This window comes from Agromyces cerinus, assembly GCF_016907835.1.
In the GTDB taxonomy this organism is placed as follows: domain Bacteria; phylum Actinomycetota; class Actinomycetes; order Actinomycetales; family Microbacteriaceae; genus Agromyces; species Agromyces nitratus.
In genome coordinates this window covers 3,335,817-3,353,036 of the sequence record NZ_JAFBCT010000001.1, presented here as the reverse complement: position 1 = coordinate 3,353,036, position 17,220 = coordinate 3,335,817, and the positions used below count along the sequence as shown (strand labels likewise).

At 70.5% G+C, this 17,220-nt stretch carries 13 protein-coding genes; 5 read left to right on the top strand and 8 right to left on the bottom strand.

Annotation, left to right across the window (positions count from 1 at the left end):
- The first annotated feature begins 2 nt into the window (after positions 1-2).
- A complete protein-coding gene (locus JOE59_RS15575; RefSeq protein ID WP_204462016.1) occupies positions 3-575 on the top strand; it encodes a TetR/AcrR family transcriptional regulator in 573 nt (190 codons plus the stop codon).
- A gap of 34 nt (positions 576-609) precedes the next feature.
- On the opposite strand, the gene JOE59_RS15570 is transcribed toward JOE59_RS15575, so the two are convergent.
- Positions 610-4,431: a carboxypeptidase regulatory-like domain-containing protein gene (locus tag JOE59_RS15570; RefSeq protein WP_374191130.1), complete on the bottom strand. Its 3,822-nt coding sequence runs from the start codon at positions 4,429-4,431 to the stop codon at positions 610-612.
- Between the two features lie 381 nt (positions 4,432-4,812).
- On the opposite strand from JOE59_RS15570, the gene JOE59_RS15565 reads away from it, so the two are divergent.
- Positions 4,813-5,754, top strand: coding sequence for an NAD(P)/FAD-dependent oxidoreductase (locus JOE59_RS15565; RefSeq protein WP_204462011.1), 942 nt, complete (start codon positions 4,813-4,815; stop codon positions 5,752-5,754).
- A gap of 20 nt (positions 5,755-5,774) precedes the next feature.
- Here JOE59_RS15565 and JOE59_RS15560 read toward each other — a convergent pair whose 3' ends face one another.
- The 4 genes from JOE59_RS15560 to JOE59_RS15545 form a co-directional block, all read right to left on the bottom strand.
- Positions 5,775-7,652, bottom strand: coding sequence for a cation:proton antiporter (locus JOE59_RS15560; protein ID WP_204462009.1), 1,878 nt, complete (start codon positions 7,650-7,652; stop codon positions 5,775-5,777).
- Positions 7,653-7,730: 78 nt separating this feature from the next.
- Complete coding sequence (locus tag JOE59_RS15555) at positions 7,731-8,039, bottom strand: hypothetical protein (RefSeq protein WP_204462006.1); 309 nt, start codon at positions 8,037-8,039, stop codon at positions 7,731-7,733.
- Positions 8,027-8,557: a hypothetical protein gene (locus tag JOE59_RS15550; RefSeq protein WP_204462004.1), complete on the bottom strand. Its 531-nt coding sequence runs from the start codon at positions 8,555-8,557 to the stop codon at positions 8,027-8,029. Before JOE59_RS15550 ends, JOE59_RS15555 begins: the two co-directional genes overlap by 13 nt.
- Before the next feature lie 109 nt (positions 8,558-8,666).
- Positions 8,667-11,168, bottom strand: a complete 2,502-nt coding sequence (locus JOE59_RS15545) for an AAA family ATPase (protein ID WP_204462002.1) — start codon at positions 11,166-11,168, stop codon at positions 8,667-8,669.
- A 183-nt stretch (positions 11,169-11,351) separates the two neighbouring features.
- Here JOE59_RS15545 and JOE59_RS15540 point away from each other — a divergent pair, with 183 nt between their 5' ends.
- Positions 11,352-11,684 (top strand): DMT family transporter, encoded by a 333-nt coding sequence (locus tag JOE59_RS15540; protein ID WP_074260524.1) that lies wholly within the window; start codon positions 11,352-11,354, stop codon positions 11,682-11,684.
- Positions 11,685-11,775: 91 nt separating this feature from the next.
- Positions 11,776-12,528 (top strand): GAP family protein, encoded by a 753-nt coding sequence (locus JOE59_RS15535; RefSeq protein WP_204462000.1) that lies wholly within the window; start codon positions 11,776-11,778, stop codon positions 12,526-12,528.
- Between the two features lie 76 nt (positions 12,529-12,604).
- Here JOE59_RS15535 and JOE59_RS15530 read toward each other — a convergent pair whose 3' ends face one another.
- Entirely contained in the window at positions 12,605-13,903 is a 1,299-nt protein-coding gene (locus JOE59_RS15530; RefSeq protein WP_204461997.1) for a hypothetical protein, read from the bottom strand.
- A 120-nt stretch (positions 13,904-14,023) separates the two neighbouring features.
- On the opposite strand from JOE59_RS15530, the gene JOE59_RS15525 reads away from it, so the two are divergent.
- Positions 14,024-14,824: a DNA/RNA non-specific endonuclease gene (locus JOE59_RS15525; protein WP_204461995.1), complete on the top strand. Its 801-nt coding sequence runs from the start codon at positions 14,024-14,026 to the stop codon at positions 14,822-14,824.
- A gap of 3 nt (positions 14,825-14,827) precedes the next feature.
- Here JOE59_RS15525 and JOE59_RS15520 read toward each other — a convergent pair whose 3' ends face one another.
- Entirely contained in the window at positions 14,828-16,048 is a 1,221-nt protein-coding gene (locus JOE59_RS15520) for an AI-2E family transporter (protein WP_204461993.1), read from the bottom strand.
- 145 nt (positions 16,049-16,193) lie between these two features.
- Positions 16,194-17,189, bottom strand: coding sequence for a cation diffusion facilitator family transporter (locus JOE59_RS15515; protein WP_204461991.1), 996 nt, complete (start codon positions 17,187-17,189; stop codon positions 16,194-16,196).
- Between the last annotated feature and the right edge of the window lie 31 nt (positions 17,190-17,220).

The window sequence follows — 17,220 nt, the reverse complement described above, 5'->3', positions numbered from 1 at the left end:
CCATGGCCCGCGCGAACACCACCAAGCGCGCCATCCTCGACGCCGCGCTCGAGCTGGCGGCGACGAAGGGCATCACCGGCACGACCATGGACGAGGTCGCAGAGCTCGCCGGGGTCGCGAAGGGCAGTCTGTACTACAACTTCAGCTCGAAGGACCAGCTGTTCGAGGCCATGCTGCAGGAGGGGGTCGGCGCGCTCGCCGACTCCCTCCGCACGGCCAAGGGCGAGCTGCGCGGCTGGCCGGCGATCGAGGCGCTCGTGCGTCAGCTGCTCGACCGGATCGCCGCGAACGCCCCGCTCGCGAAGCTCATGGCGTCCGAGATCTTCCGCACCGACCGGGCCTGGCAGGAGACGCTGTTCGCGCTGCGTCACGAGGCGCTCGCCGTGTTCGAGGAAGCGATCGACGAGACGGATGTCCCGGCGGGCCGTGCGGGCATCATGGCGTCGAGTGTCTTCGGGGCGGTGCTCCTGGCCGGGCTCGAATGGCTCGTGTTCGAACCCGAGCGTTCGCGCGACGAGGTCGCCGCCGGCATCCTCGCGACGCTGAACACCACGGCGCCCGCGGCGCGCGGCTGAGCCGGCGCCGCGCCGCGTCGTCGCACCGATGGGTCTACGGGACGACTTCGACGACCTTCGGCGTGGAGGTGCTCGTCGCGGTGACGGTCGGGTAGCCCACCAGGCTTCCGGTCACGCGGACCGACAGTTGCTGGCCGAGCTGATCTGCGGTCGGGACGAAGCTCGCGGACGTCGCCCCTGAGATTGCGGTGCCGTCGGCGTACCACTGGTAGGTGAACGTGGTCCCGGTGGTCCAGGTGCCGGGCTTCGCGGTGAGCGTCGCTCCCGTGGCGGCCGCACCCGAGATCGTCGGTGACCCGACGGTCGCGACCTTGAGGGTCGCCGCTGAGGTCCGCGAGGTCGTCGGGTAGGCGGTCAGCGATCCGGTGACGCGCACGGTGACCTGCTTGCCGGCTTGGGCGCTCGTCAGCTTGAACGTCTTCGCCGTGGCGCCGGTGATCGCGGTTCCGGATGCGTACCACTGGTATTTGAGGGTGGTGCCGGTCGTCCAGGTGCCGGGCGCTGCGGTGAGCGTGGCTCCGACCACGGTGGTTCCGGTGATGGTCGGCGTCGGGGCGAGGAACACCTTGCCGGTGGCAGGCGAGGTCTTGGCGATCGTCGCGTAGCCGGCCAGTGACCCGGTGACTCTTACGGTGAGCTGCCTGCCCGCCTGCGCCGATGCGGGTGTGAACGTCGATGCGGTCGCGCCAGAGATCGCGGTGCCGTTGGAGTACCACTGGTAGGTGAACGTCGTTCCGGTGGTCCAGGTGCCGGGCTTCGCGGTGAGCGTCGCCCCTGTCGCGGCCGCACCGGAGATCGTCGGTGACCCGACGGTCGCGACCTTGAGGGTCGCTGCTGAGGTGCGTGAGCTCGTCGGGTAGGCGGTCAGTGATCCGGTGACGCGCACGGTGATCTGCTTGCCGGCTTGGGTGGTCGTCAGCTTGAACGTCTTCGCGGTGGCGCCGGTGATCGCGGTGCCGTTGGCGTACCACTGGTACTTGAGCGTCGATCCGGTCGTCCAGGTTCCCGCGGATGCGGTGAGGGTCGATCCGACGGCGGTGGTTCCGGTGAGGGTCGGCGTCGGTGAGAGGTAGACCTTGCCGGTCGCAGGCGAGAGCTTGGCGATCGTCGCGTAGCCGGCCAGTGATCCGGTGACTCTTACGGTGAGCTGCCTGCCCGCCTGCGCCGGTGCGGGTGTGAACGTCGATGCGGTCGCCCCAGAGATCGCGGTGCCGTCGGCGTACCACTGGTAGGTGAACGTGGTCCCGGTGGTCCAGGTGCCGGGCTTCGCGGTGAGCGTCGCTCCCGTGGCGGCCGCACCCGAGATCGTCGGCGACCCGACGGTCGCGACCTTGAGGGTCGCCGCTGAGGTCCGCGAGGTCATCGGGTAGGCGGTCAGCGATCCGGTGACGCGCACGGTGACCTGCTTGCCGGCTTGGGCGCTCGTCAGCTTGAACGTCTTCGCCGTGGCGCCGGTGATCGCGGTTCCGGATGCGTACCACTGGTACTTGAGGGTGGTGCCGGTCGTCCAGGTGCCGGGCGCTGCGGTGAGCGTGGCTCCGACCACGGTGGTTCCGGTGATGGTCGGCGTCGGGGCGAGGAACACCTTGCCGGTGGCAGGCGAGGTCTTGGCGATCGTCGCGTAGCCGGCCAGTGACCCGGTGACCTGGACGGTGATCTGTTTGCCGGCATGGTCACTCGTGAGCGCGAGCGTCGGCTGCGTCGCATCGCGGATCGCCGATCCGTCGGCGAACCATTGGTGGTCGAACGATGTTCCGGCGCTCCAAGTCCCCGGCGTCACCGTCAGCGTGGAGCCTGTGGCAGCGGTGCCGCTGATGGTGGGCGTCGATGTCGTCAATGTGCCCGGGCCGACCGGTTCCGTCGGCCGCGACGTCTTCGCTGCCGTACCGTATCCGAGCGCGGTCGCCGTGATGCTCACCGAGATGGTCATGCCGAGCAGGTCCGGATCGACGATGAGGGTTTTCTCTGTGGCGCCGGAGATGACTGTTCCGTCTGCGAGCCATTGGTACGACACGACCGCGGTGGCGGGGTCGACTGAAGCAGATGCGGTGAGCGTCGAACCGACCGTTGTCGTGCCGGAAACGCTCGGAAAGCCGAGCTTGACCACTGGCGCGAGTTTCGCGTCGATACCGACGACGGCTTGGTCGGCCGCGAGCGTGATCCGACCGGCGTGCTCGGAATCGGGGCTGTCGTCCCACCACTCGCCGACGAACGCCGCGCCGGCAGGTACGCGGAATTCGATGGCGTACACACCTTCCCGAAGCCCTCGGAGACTGAAGTTGCCGTTCTTGTCCGGATACGCTGTCGCGATTGTCTGCTGTCCGGATTCGTCGTGGACGACGACCGCGGGGACCACCGAGCTGAACGGGATCCCGTCCGACAGGGCGACGTTTCCCGAGATCGATGCTCCGGAGGCGAGTTGCACGTCCATGCCGGTCGAGATCTGACCGGTTGCGATTTCGAATGTCACGGCCGAACTCGCGTCGAGACCGTCTTCCCACCATTCCGTCAGGTGGTCGGGCGCGCTGGTCTTCAGGGTGTAGGTCCCTGCCCGCAACTCGTCGAAGTAGTAGCGCCCGTCGCTCAGGACATACCCACGCGAGACGTATTCGAGGCCACCATCCCGAAGCGCGTACAACCGGATGTCGGCACTCATGCCGACCCCGTCAGCCCCGGTGATCGTTCCCGAGATCGACGACTCCGGAGTCAGCTGTGCGTCCAGGGCCCCGATGTGCCGGCCTGCGGCGATGTCGAGTGTCGTGCGCTCCGCCACGGTCGGCGCATCCACCCACCACTCCATGAAGTGATCCGACGTGTCCCACATGTAACCGGAGCGTCTCGGGGTGAACGACAGCGTGTAGCTGCCGCCGCGCAGTCGCTCGATCCGGTAGTCGCCATTGTCGTCAGTTTTGACGGTTTCGGTCTGTCCTGCACTCCTCAACTCGACCGAGGTTCCCATGAGCGGCTTGTTATCGCGCCCGGTGATCGTGCCCGAGATCGAGCCGCCGACGGCGAGATCGGCGTCCAGGTCCGTGAGAATCGACCCAGGGTCGAGCGAGAATGCTCGGGCCGAAGAATACCCGCTGGAGCCTCCCCACCATTCCGACAGGAAGTTCGTCCCATTCGCAGGAGTGAACTCCACCCGGTACGTGCTCGCCTTGAGGTGATCGAAGACGTACTCGCCATTGGCCTCGGTGCGTGCGTACGCGGTGATTTCCTCATATCGACCATCGCCATCGCCGACGAGGTGAACGCTCACCCCGCCCAAGGGCGCGCCGAGTTCGTCGGTCACGGTGCCGTGGATCTGCCCTCCTTTCGGCAGTTGCGTGTCGACCCCGACGATGACCTCGTCACGGGCGACGTCGAAACGCGTGGCGAAGTACTCGTACGGTGTGTCGTCCCACCACTCTTCGACGAGGTCGGAGTCCGGCGGCGGCAACACGTGTACGGCATAGTTCTGTCCCGGCGCGACTGCAGTGAATCGATACGCACCGTTCTCATCGGTCGAGACCGTCTTCAGTACCATCCAGCCTCCGCCGAACATCCCCATGCCGTAGAGCTGAACGGTCGCGCTCGCGACGGGCACGTCGTCCGGATCGGTCACGATTCCCGAGATCGAAGCGCCGGTGGAGAGGACGGCATCCATTCCGTCGACGCTGGATGCAGCCGCGACCTCGAACGTGTTCGCGGTCGTGCTGTTCACCTGGTCGTTCCACCACTCCCCGACATATCCGGCGGGTGCGACGAACCGGATGGTGTAGATCCCGGGCTCGACCTCCTCGAAGCGGTACTCCCCGCCTGATGTCGTCTGGGTGTCGTAGGTGTACCCGAATGAGCCGCCACCAGAGCTCCTCATCAACCAGACGGTCATTCCGCCGAGCGGCCGCCCGTCGATGCCGCGAACCACGCCAGCAACCGACGACTGCGGCGCGACGGTCGTGGTGAGCGCGGACGCACCAGATGCAGGGTCGGAATCCCCGTTCGCCATCGCGGATGCTTCCACCGACTGAAGCCCGGTGAAACTCAGTACGAGGGCGAGCACTATGCCGATCAGTGCGTTGAACCTGTGCTCATGCGTTGTGGAACGGCGGTCGGGCATCGGTCTCCACGGTCTCGGGGGGTCGAGGTGATCCCGCGGTCGCGGCGTTGCGGCACTGAACGAGGGTGCACTGATTTCACCACATCGATGCGTCGGCAAGGAAGGCTTTTCGTCGCCCGGTGAGCGTAGGGTACGCAGATGGCAGCCGATGTGTTCGATGTCGCGGTGGTGGGCGGCGGTCCGGCCGGATTGAGCGCGGCGCTCTCACTCGCCCGGGCCCGCCGCCGCGTGATCGTGTTCGACGCCGGCGATCCGAGGAACGGGGTCGCGGAGCACATGCACGGGGTGCTCGGCCATGACGGCCTGCCCCCGTCGAGCCTGCTCGAGCGGGGCCGCCGGGAGATCGAGCAGTACGGGGGAGTCGTCGCCGGCGGACGGGTCGAGACGGTTCACGTCGGCTCGGGCGGCATCGAGGTCGATGGCCCGTCCGGCCCCGTGCGAGCACGACGGCTGATCGTGGCCACCGGCCTCCGCGACGGGCTCCCCGAGATCGCCGGCCTGCGTGGGCTGTGGGGTCGCGGCGTCGTCGTGTGCCCCTACTGCGACGGATGGGAGCGCCGCAACGACACGATCGGCGTCATCGCCATGGGACCCCGGGGGATCGACCAGGCGCATCAGCTGCGCCAGTGGTCGGACAGGATCGTCTACTTCCCGAACGACCTCGGAGAGCCCGGATCCGATGAGCTGCGAACGCTCGAGGGACGCGACATCCGGATCGAGCGCGGTCGGGTGCGAGCGATCCGTTCGAGCGAGGGGCGGGTCGAGGCCGTCGAACTGCTCGACCGGTCGGTGGCGGTGGAGACGATCTTCACCGCGACGACGCTGCACCCGAGAGACCAGCTGCTGCGAGACCTCGGCGCGAGAACCCTCGACGACGCGGACGGCTCCTGGGTGGTGGTCGACCCCGATGGCCGCACCAGCGTCGAGCACGTCTGGGCTGTGGGGAACGTGGTCGATCGACGCTCGAACGTCTCCGTGTCGCTCGGGGCGGGGTCGCTCATCGCCGGAGCCGTCAACGCCGATCTCACCGCCGAGGACATCGCCCGGTCGATGCGGGCGCAGTCCGGCGACGAACGCTGAGCCCAGACCCGGACCCGGCCTCAGGCGCTCTCCATGCCCTTCAGCTCGACGCTGATCTGCTCGGCGTCGAGGTCCTCGAGCGCTGCGCTGAGTGCGGCGGCGCTGAACATGCCGTCGTCGCGCGCGTCGAGCAGGGCGTTGCGCTCGGCCTCGATCATGCGGAGCCGCAGCAGGCGCACCTGCTCGGGGTCGATCCGGCGGTCGGATGCCTCGGATGGGGTCACGGTGCCCTTCGTGTCGCCCGAGCCGCCCGAGCCGCCCGAGCCATCCGTGTCCTCCGCGGCATCCGCTGCGCCCTCGCCGTCGCTCGCGCCCTCGGCGTTCGAGAGCTGCCAGGCCGCGCGCATCCGCTCGGCCATCGCGCGCACGGCGGGATCGTCGTCGGCCGCCATCTCGGTCATCGCGGCGGTGCGCAGCATCCGCTCGAGTTCGCGTCGTTCTGCGGCGCTCTCGCCCGGGTCGCGCGCGGGAATGAGCCATCTCACGAGCCACGGCAGGGTGCCGCCCTGCACGAGCAGGGAGCCGACGGCGACGACGAACGCGATCAGGACGAGCAGCGAGCGACTCGGGGTCTCCGACGGCAGCGTCTGCGCGGCGGCGAGCGTCACGACGCCGCGCATACCCGCCCACACGACGATCGTGCCCTCCCGCCAGCCGAGCGGCTGCGCGAGCAGGTAGTCGATGTCGGCGACCCGCCGCCGCCACATCGTGCGGAACCGCTCGACCGTCGCCGGCGAGGGCGGCTGCGAGCCGCGGCGCCCGTCTCCGAGCGAGGCCCGGTGCTCGAGGTGCTGCGTCTCGATGGCGGCGCGCCCGCGTTCACGACCACGACCGGGCCCGCGCTCGAACGTCGCCGTGCCGCCGGCTGCACGGTCGGCGATGACGCCCTTGATGGTCGCGGCGCGACTTGCCCGGCGCGAGAGGGCGGCGAGCAGCGGGGCGACGAAGGCGGCGCGGATCAGCACCGTCGCAGTCAACGCGATCGCCGCGAGTCCGACCGCGAACCAGGCGCCTTCGTGGGCCGCCTCCACATCGGCGACGATCGCGGTGAGCTCGAGCCCCATCACGAGGAACACCGCACCCTCGAGCACGAGCTCGACCGTGCGCCAGTTCTGGGCGTCCGACAGTCGATGCTGCGGGCTGAGGAAGCGCGCCGCCCCGCGTCCGGTCACGAGCCCCGCGACCACGGCGGCGACGAGGCCCGAGGCGCCGAGGTGCTCGGCCGGGATCGCGGCCAGGAACGGCATCGTGAACGAGATCACTGTATTGACCGTCGGGTTGGCGATGCGAGCGCGCACCCGCAGGTTGACCCAGCCCACGGCGACGCCGATGACGGCGGCGATGACGATCGAGTACACGAACGAGCCGGCGACGCCCCAGATCGAGACGGATGCCGCGGCGCCCGCGATCGCCGCCCGCAACAGCACGAGCGCGCTGGCGTCGTTGAGCAGGCTCTCGCCCTCGAGCATCGCCACCACCCGTGGCGAGACCCCGAGGCGCTTCACGATCGAGGTCGCGACCGCGTCGGTCGGGCTGACGATCGCGCCGAGGGCGATGCCCCACGCGATGCCGAGGCCGGGGATCAGCCACGCGAACAGCAGCCCGAGCAGCACTGCGGTGATGACCACGAGCACGATCGAGAGCCCGCTGATAGCCCCGAAGTCTCGGCGGAACTCCATCGCCGGCATCGAGACCGCGGCCGAGTAGAGGAGCGGCGGCAGCACTCCGGCGAGGATCCACTCGGGGTCGATCTCGAACGACGGCACCGCCGGCAGGAGCCCGACGCCGAGGCCGACGAGCACGAGCAGCAACGGCGCGGCCACGCCGAGCTTCGGTGCGACGGCCGTCGCAGCGGCGATGGCGAGCAGTGCGAGCACGCCAGCGAGGAGCAGGTCCATGTGAGCATTCTGCCGCGACAGCGGTCGCCGCCGCTCGGGCGGAACGGAGCGGCGGCGACCCTGAGGCCCGGTGGTGGCCTAGTGCTGCCTGCGCATCTCGCGTACCCCGAGGACCACGAAGACGACGGCGACCACGAGGGCGATGCCGGCGACGCCGAACGGCCCGATCGATCCGAGCAGGGCCGAGAAGCCGGCGCGGCGGCCCGAAGATCCGTCGGCGACCTCATCCCAGAGTGGGGTGAAGCACGCCACGGCGATCGCGAGGGCGATCGCGCCGCCGCCGAACCATCCCCACGGTGTCTCGCGCTCCTCGTCGTGCGCGGTCGACGGATCGGCGGCCGACGCCGCGGGCGGTGTCTGCGGCTCGTTCGGGGTCACGGACGCCACAGCGCACCGCCTTCGTCGAGGTTCGAGGAACCGACGTACACCCCGATGACGCCGTTGTCGCCGTCGGACGAGAGCGGGAAGCATCCGGAGACCGTCTCGCCGGCCGCGAGCGCCTCGACGATCTCGGTGGGGCTTCCGCCCTGCGCCCCGTTGCACTCCTCCATGCCGGTGAAGGTGGCGTCGAGGTAGTCGCCGTTCTCGAGTTCGGAGTAGATGCCCGAGAAGAGGAGGTTGAGGGTAGCGGGGTCGTCGACCGCCTCGCCCGTGTAGCGGAAGTCGATGTCGGCGAACCAGATCTCGTCGCCGTCGGCGTAGGCCGCTGCGACCGTTTCGGGCGCCTGCTCGAGCGAGGTCACCGAGACCTCGACTGGCAGCTGCGCCTCGCCGGCGGTCAGGTCGAAGCTCGCCGACTCGCCGATCTGCTTCGTCTCGGGTCCGGAGCTCGAGCATCCGCTGAGCATCATGGTCACCGCAGCACCGGCTGCCGCGAATGCCATCAGGGTCGGCTTGGTCGCCATTCGTGTCTCTCCTCTGCACACAGCCGCGAACGCGGCGGACCCATCCTGTGGTGCGCGGAGCGTGCGTCGGGAGTTTCCCGAACGAGCCCGAACGGCCGGCGCGACGCGCTCAGCCGACCAGCGCGACGCGTTCGCGGAGTTGCGGGGTGCGCACGTGGCCGATCGATTCGAGGAGATCGAGCGCGCGTCGGGCCGCGACCCCGGCGGCCCCAGGATCGCCGGCCGACTCCAGCACCGCCGAGTGCACTGCGAGCGACCTCGCCAGTTCCAGAGGATCGCCGATGGCCTCGGCGACCGACTGCGCCGCGGTCGCCCGCCTGCCCGCGAGGCCGAACTCGCCGGTGGCGACGGCGATCTCCGCGAGCGTGTTCAGGGCGTCGGCCTCGACGAGCGGCCAGCCGACCTCCCTCGCCTCGCGGAGCGCTCGCGCCCCGGCCGCCGAGGCGTCGCCGAAGCGCCCGCGCGCGAGCTGCACGTGGGCCTCGAGCACGTCGAGCTCCGGTTCGACCTCGATGCCCTCCGAGCCGTCGAGCATCGCGCGGCACTCGGCGATCGTCGCCGCGGCTTCGTCGATGTCGCCGGCCGCGACCAGGATGCCGGTGCGCACGACACGGAGGTACGACGCGGAGAAGCCGGTGGTGCCGTGCCGAATGAGTCCGTCGATGTCGGCGAGGGCCTCTGCGGTGAGCCCGATCGCCCCCCGGAACATCGCCCGATTCGAGCGGATGATCGCGAGGTTGACCTCGTCGCCGGCCGACTCGCTGACCTGCCGAGCGTGCTCGTACCCGGCTGCCGCCTCGGTCGACCTGCCGCGCAACCGCGAGAGATCGGCGAGGTTGCCGATCGCCCGCCCCTCGGTGATGCCGTTGCCCGCTGCAGCGGCACGTTCTCTCGCCGTGCGATATGCCTCCTCGGCGAGGTCGTAGCGGCCGAGCATGCGATGCACGTTGCCGATGATGTTCCAGCGTCGCCCGGGCATCGCCTCGGTGCCGATGCGTTCGGCCCGGTGCAGGGCTGCGAGGGCCGCGTCGACGTCGCCGAGGCGCTCGGACGCCCGGGCGAGCAGCTCGGCGATGTCGCCGCGCTCACCGGGTTCGGCCGAGGCATCCGCTCGCACCAGGAGGTCGTGCGCCTCGGCCCAGTAGCCGGCGTCGCCGAGTTGTTCGGCGAAGCGCTGCGCGAGGCCGACGAGCTCGGAGCGGAGGCCGAGCTCGTCGGCGAGCAGTGCCGCGGCGTGGAGTTGACCCACCCCGACCCGGTCGAGCTGCGAGCGCTCGGCGACGACCCTCACGAAGGTGCGGCCGAACTCGCGGCGAACCGAGAGCGGATCGGTGTCAAGTGCGAGGCGGCGGGCGAAGGCTCGCACGGTGTCGTGCATGCTGATCAGCCCTGATTCGGACTCCACGAGGTGCAGCGAGGTGAGGCGGCCGATGCCCGCGCCGGGTGCGAGGTACCCGATGATGTCGCGGTGGATCGGTGCCGAGAGCAGCCCGAGCGAGCGGAACAGCGCCATCGCGTCGTCGTCGAGGGTGGCCACCGTCGACCGGAGGAACGGGCGCACACGCTCGTCGGCATCGCCGCTCTCGAACCGTTCAGCGACGTCGTCGAGGCTCCACCGCGGATTGTCGCGGACGAAGCGGGCGATGACGGAGAGGTCGAGTCGGATCCCTCCCGAGGCCCGCGCCAGGCGAGTGATCGCGTCGTGCCCTCCGGGGGTGATGCGATCGCCGAGTTCCCGCTCGAGCGAGGCGATCGCCTGCTCGCTCGTGAGCGGCTCGACGACCAGGCGCCGTACCCGAGGCGACGCCGAGCGGTCTGCTGACCCCGCGCGCCCGCGTTCGATCTCGGCCTCGAGGTCGTCGAGCATCGCGCGGGACGTGACGAGGATCTGCGCGCCCGGAGTCCCGATCAGGAGCGGTGCCACAGCTGACGCCGCTGACGCGTCCTCGAAGAGCAGCAGCGTGGGGCGGCGGGCGCACGCCTCGGCGATGCGCCGCCGGAGGATGGCGGCGCCGGCCCGGTGCTCGGTTCGGGCGCCGAGGGTGCGGGCGATGCCGCGGAGCGCCTCTTCGGCAGCGACCGGTGCCTGCACGCTGTCGTAGCCGCGGAGCTCGACCCTCAGGGCGAGGTCGACCCGGCCCGCGGCGCGCTCGCCCTCGGCCAATCGCCGGGCGAGCATGCTCTTGCCCACGCCCGGCAGGCCGGTGATGACGAGCACCGTGCCGGGAGCGACGGCGAGGGTCGACGGTGGAGCGTCCGACGAGGCCGGAGACGCTGCACGGCCGGCGCCCAGCTCGGTCACGACGACGTGATCGCCGAGGGTGGCACCGGCCAAGCGGAGTGCGAGCCGCCGCCAGGCCTCGGCCGGACCGGCGGGCACCCCGAGCGCGAGCACGATGTCGCCGACGAGATCGGCGTCGATCCGTCTCCGGTCGGGTCGGAAGCAGTCGTAGACGGTCACCCGGCCGGGCGCGGCGCCCGACCCTCGTCGCTCGCGCAGCACCGCGACCCGCCTGGTGAGCTCGGCGAAGCTCGGCGCTCCCTGATCGAGGCGGAGCTGCGTGAGCGCGCGCGAGAACGCCGCGAATCCATCGATCCCGGGCGAGGGCATGAACGCGGCGGATGGCGCGGGGCTTCGCGACGGTCCGTTCACAGCCGTTCCTCTGCATCTCGGGAGATCCGGGCACATCGCGAGGTCGCCGCCCGCACGGTCCCACCACCCTATCGAGCGGGTCGTCGCCGACCTGCACTAGTGTCGGATGCCGCCACTCCCGCGACGAGAACGGAATCCACCATGGCCTGGCTGTTCCTCACGCTCGCGATCGTCTTCGAGGTCGCGGCGACGAGCTTCATCGGCAAGACCGAGGGCTTCACGAAGCCGTGGTGGACGGTGGGCGTGCTCGCGGCGTACGGGGTGTCGTTCGCGATGCTCGCGCAGGCGGTGCGCGAGCTCGAGATCGGCATGGTCTATGCGATCTGGTCGGGTGTCGGCACCGCGGCGATCGCGACGATCGGGGTGCTGTTCCTCGGCGAGAGCCTCACGATGCCGAAGCTCTTCGGCATCGGGCTGATCATCGCCGGCGTGATCGTGCTCAACGTCTTCGCCGCGCCGGCCGCGCACGCCTGATCGGGTCGCCCGCCGCGAACCGACATCCACCATGGGATGGATCCACCGTGCGGTGGATCCGCTGTGGCGCGGCATCCGACAGTCTGGACGGATGGATCTGGACCTGCTGAGCGGGGCCGCCCTCACCGGCCCCGCCCTCCTCGGCGCACTCGCGCTGCTGGCGCTCGTCGACTCGACGAGCTTCGGCACCCTGCTCATCCCCACTTGGCTGCTGCTCGCTCCGGGACGCCTGCGTCCCGGCCGCATCCTCATCTACCTCGCGACGGTCGCCGGCTTCTACCTTCTCGTCGGCATCCCGTTGCTGACGGTCGCGGCCACCGCCATGCCCCAGCTCATGACCTTGGCCGCGACCCCGGGGTTCCTCTGGGCGCAGCTCGTCGTCGGTGCGGCCCTGCTCATCGGCTCGTTCTTCATCGGCGGCAAGCGCAAGCGAACCGGCCCGGGCCGGTTCGCGCGCTGGCGCGAGCGCGCCGTCACCGACGTCGCCGACGAGCGCGGCACGCTGCTGCCGCTCATGGGCCTCGCCGTGGCGGCAGCGGCGGTCGAGGTGGCCTCGATGCTGCCCTACCTGGTCGGCATCGGGCTGCTCTCGACGTCGGAGTTCGACGCCGGCACCAGGCTCCTGGTGCTCGCGGGCTACTGCATCGTCATGGTGCTGCCCGCACTCGCGCTGCTCGGTCTCAGGCTCGTCGCCGCGCGGGCGATGGAGCGGCCGCTCGCGCGGCTCGGCGCCTGGATGGAGAAGAACGCCGCCGAGACGACAGGGTGGATCGTCGGCATCATCGGGTTCCTGCTCGCACGGGCGGCGGCGCTCGAACTCGGCCTCTTCGAGGCGATCCTCTAGCACCGGAAACGCGAACGCGCGCACCGACCGACCGGTCGATGCGCGCGTTCGCGTGGTGCGTCAGCCCGTCAGCGGGTCAGTCCCACTCGACGACGGCGCCCTCGATCGCGAGATTCAACGACGGGGTGCCGAACGAGGGTCCGAAGAGCACAGAACACGTGCCGGTGGAGCCGTCCTTCGTGCACTCCGCGGTGACCTCGACCACGCCGAGGTAGCCGCCCGTCACCAAGGTCGGCGCGTCGTAGCTGAGCTCGGGCTCGAACGCGCCGATCTCGGCGCGCGTCTCGGCGGGGAGCGTGCGGGTGATGGTGCCTTCGGTGAGCTCGGTTCCGTCGCTCAGGGTCGCCGGGATCGTGAGTCCGCAACCGGCCTCGAGGGTCTTCGATGCGACGCAGACGTCGATCGAGGCCGAGACGGCCTGCCGGAAGGCCTCCGCGGCCTCGGGCGTGAGCACCGCGTCCATGCCGCTCGTGTCGGGGTACTCGCTGGGCGCGGTCACGACGACCACGTTCTCGCCCTCGAGGGCGAACCCGTCGACGGTCACGCCGTACTCGTACGCGCCCGGGAACGCATCGACGTACTCGCCGCTGACCGGAACCCCGTTGATCGTCGGCTCGAGGCCGTCGAGCTGGTAGACGGCCAGCTGGCCGGTGCCGCCCGGGATCGTCCACCCCTCGGCGTCCTCGGAGACGGAGATCTCAGTGGTCACGGGCGTGTCACCGATCGAGTAGGTGACGGGCACCAGGGCGTAGCCGCCCGTGACGTCGGGCTCGCCGATCACGATGTCGGTGAGGGGCGCGAGCTCCTGCGACGCGGCGAGCACCTCGTCGGTCAGCAGCGGGCTCGACGACTCCGACGCGTAGAGGAACGAGAGCGCGGTCTCGGCATCGCCGTCGGCGATGGCGGTGAGATACCCCTCGACCGTCTCCTCTGCGCTGCCGCCCCCGGCGAAGGGGCTGCCGCCGCCGGCGATGCCGCGCACGGCTCCGATCGCGAACACGATCGCCGCGATCAGGGCGATGAGCACGAAGAGCCCGCCGCCGATGATGCCGAGGATCGCGCCCGTGCCGAGGCCCTTCTTGGGCGGGGGCACCGCACCGTCGGCAGCAGACGGAACGGGTGCCGCGACGACGGGCACGTACGCAGGCGCGGCGGGCTCCGCCGCCGCAGGCGCCGCCTCGGGTGAGGCTTCGGCTGCGGGCCCGGCGACGGGTGCCGCGGTATCGGGGGCCGGTGCCGCGATGGGTGCCTCCGCCTCGGGAATCGGTGCCGGAACGGGTGCCGCCGCCTCCGGAACCTCCGCCGGTGCGGGTGCCGCCCCAGGCGTCTCGGGAATGGTCTGCTGGGGCTCTTCGCCCCGGGAATCGTCAGTCAATGTTCCCCCTTCGGTGGCCAAGCCTAGGGGCGCGGGGAAGGGGGCCCCGGCCACGGCGGGGTGGAGGACTCCCCATTGCGCAGTGCGACGAGTGTCGGCGGGTCGTGGTCGACTCGGCGCATGGGATTCGACGCGCAGTTCCTCGGGGTTCCGGCGGCGATGCCGCGAGTCGGCGAAGCGCATGCGGCGGCGGCGGTCGAGCTCGAGTACCTGCACTTCTCGGTCGTGCTCGACACGGCCAGGCGGCTCGCCAGAGTCACCGGCGTCAACGTCGACGGGCCGTCGCTCATCGACCTGCCGCGCGGCGACGACTGGCGCCTCGACGAGCGCATCCCCGCCGACTGGCAGGCCGGCCCCGAGATCTACGCCCGCAACGACTTCGACCGCGGCCACCTCGTGCGCCGCCGCGACCCCGTGTGGGGCGCACCCGAGATCGCGGCTCGGGCGAACGCCGAGACCTTCCGCTATCCCAATGCCGCACCGCAGGCCGCGGGCTTCAACCAGTCGAAGGAGCTCTGGCTCGGCCTCGAAGACCATGTGCTCGAGCACGCCGAGGCCTACGGGCTGCGGCTCAGCGTGTTCACGGCACCCGTGCTCGCCGCGGGCGACCCACCGTATCGCGGCATCCGGGTGCCCCTCCGCTTCTGGAAGGTCGTCGCCTGGAACGCGGGCGGCCGGCTGTCGACGACGGCTTTCGTCGTCGATCAGGCGCCGCTCGTCGACACCAGCGAGGTCGTTGCGCCGGCTCCGGGCGAGGCGCCGCCGCTCGGCCCGTTCCGCACCTTCCAGGTGCCGGTGTCGGATGTCGCGGGCCTCACCGGTCTCGTCATGCCCGACCTCGTGGCCGCCGATGTGCTGCCGTCGACGGTCGCGGTCACCGGGTGGCGGCCGTTGGCGTCGTTCGAGGGCATCGTGCTCTGATGCTCAGTCCGTGGCGGCCGGGCTCTCGTTCGAGGCACTCGGGTGCGCTCCGGCGCCCGAGTGCCTCGCCTTGCGTGCCGCCTTCGCCTCGGCTTCCGCTTCGGCCATGATCCGCTTCGTCTCGTCGAGATCGCCGAGCATGGGGCGGATCCAGAAGGAGTTCGGATTCGAGTCCACGAGCACCAGGCGCACGAGCAGGGTGAGCGGAATCGCGAGGATCGCGCCGATCGGGCCGATGACGACCGCCCAGAAGAGCACCGAGAAGAACGTGATCGTCTGGCTGAGCGCCACGGCATTGCCGACGACCCGCGGCTGGATGACCGACTGGATCACGGCGTTGACGAGCCCGTAGACGACGATCACGGCGATCACCATCGGCCAGCCGCCGACGAGCGCGCCGAAGACGATCGGCGGGATGATCGCGATGAAGTAGCCGATGTTGGGGATGAAGCTGCAGAGGAATGCCAGCAGACCCCAGATGAATGCCCCGGGCACCCCGATGATCGTGAGCGCGACCCAGTTCACGAGGCCCTGGGCCACGCCGAGCACCGTCGTCACGATCATGTAGCGGCGCACGTTGTGCGCATAGTTCACGAGCGAGACCACGACGAGCGGGCGGTGCGGCTTCAGCTGGCGGAGGAGGGTCGGCAGGTAGCCGGCGTCCATGGCCATGAGCAGCAGCATCGTGAAGAGCACGACGAGGGTCGTGGTCCATCCGGCGAGGCCGCCGACGACGCCGCCGACGAAGCCGATCACGGTGCCCGGGTCGAAGTCGGCGAACAGGGAGGACACCTCGTCGGCGCCGATGCCGATCGAGACGAGCCACTGCGCGACACCGGCGCCCCAGTCCTTGATCTCGTCGGCGTACTCCGTCAGCAGGGTCGCGAACTGACCGAACGCGACCAGCACGGCGTAGCCGAAGGTGACGAGCAGCAGGACGACGGCGGTGATGACCGAGCCCGTGGCGATGCCGCGGGGTACGCCGCGCTCCTCGAGCCACATGCGCAGGGGGTGCGCGCAGATCGTCAGCACGAGCGCGAAGAAGACCGGGGCGAGGATGCCCGCGATGGCGGCGAGACCGAATGCCGCGACGGCCGCGCCGCCGAGCCCCATCAGGATGAAGGCGTTGCGGTGCTCACCGCCCGGCGCCTCGAGCTGCACGGCCGCGTCTTCGGCCTCGTGAGCTCCGGCCGTCGACTCGGATCGCTTCCTGTTCCACCACATGGGGACTCCGCTCAGCGAGCAGCACGCTCGCGCCTGTGCTCACGATAGCGAGCGGCGCACGCCGGGCTGCGGATCCTCTCGGCATGCCGTGCGGGTCCTCGCGAAGTCGTCGGGGCGAAGTCGTCGGCGCGTCGGCGCGTCATCGTCAGGGCGTCGTCGTCCGGCGGCCGCCGACGGTGAGGGTCGGGCTGGCGGGGTCCGAGAGCGTGAGGAGCGCCCGCCCGACCTGTTCGTGCTCCTCCAAGGCGTCTTCGAGACGTCGGAGTTCGGCCGCGACATCCGCTTCGCCCCGATCGCCGGCGAGGTCGACCGCGGCGATCACGAAGACGGTGTCCGGCCCCGTGTACTCGATGTGCAGGAACGTGACCCGATCGACCTCGGGCCGCTCGAGGAGCTCGCCGAGCACGACGTCACGCGACTCCTCGTCGATCGCCTCGCCGAGGAGGAACGCGCGGTTGCGACCGATCAGCACGACGGCGACGACGCCGAGCAGCAGGCCGACGAGGATCGAGCCGAGCGCGTCGTAGACGGGGGAGCCCGTGACCTGGTGCAGCAGCACGCCGAGGAACGCGAGCACGAGGCCGATGAGTGCCGCCGCATCCTCGGCGAAGACGGCGCGCAGGGTCGGGTTCGAGCTCTTCGCGACGTGCTCGATCGTGTGCAGGCTGCGTTGGCGAGCCGCCGCGCGCGCCTGCCGGTACGCCCGCACGAACGAGATCGCCTCGAGCACGAACGAGACGGCGAGCACGACGTAGGCGATGCCGAAGTCACTCGCCGGCTCGGGGTCGATCAGCTCGGTGATGCCGTGCTGGATCGAGACGACCGCGCCTGCGGTGAAGAGCCCGAACGCGGCGAACATCGACCAGATGTAGGCGTCCTTGCCGAAGCCGAGCGGATGCCGCGCATCGGCGGGCTTCCGCGAGCGGCGCTCGGCGATGACGAGCAGGATCTCGTTGCCGGTGTCGGCCCACGAGTGCGCGGCCTCCGCGACCATCGACGCCGAACCCGTGAGCGTCGCCGCCACGGTCTTCGCGATCGCGATGAGGGCGTTCGCGATGAGGGCGATGACGACGGTCAGCAGGCTCTCGGCCGCGGTGCCGTCACCGGCCGGGTCGTCGCCCGCGGTGTCGCTGTCGCCCATGCACGCCTCCCCGGTTCGAGTCTGGCATCCG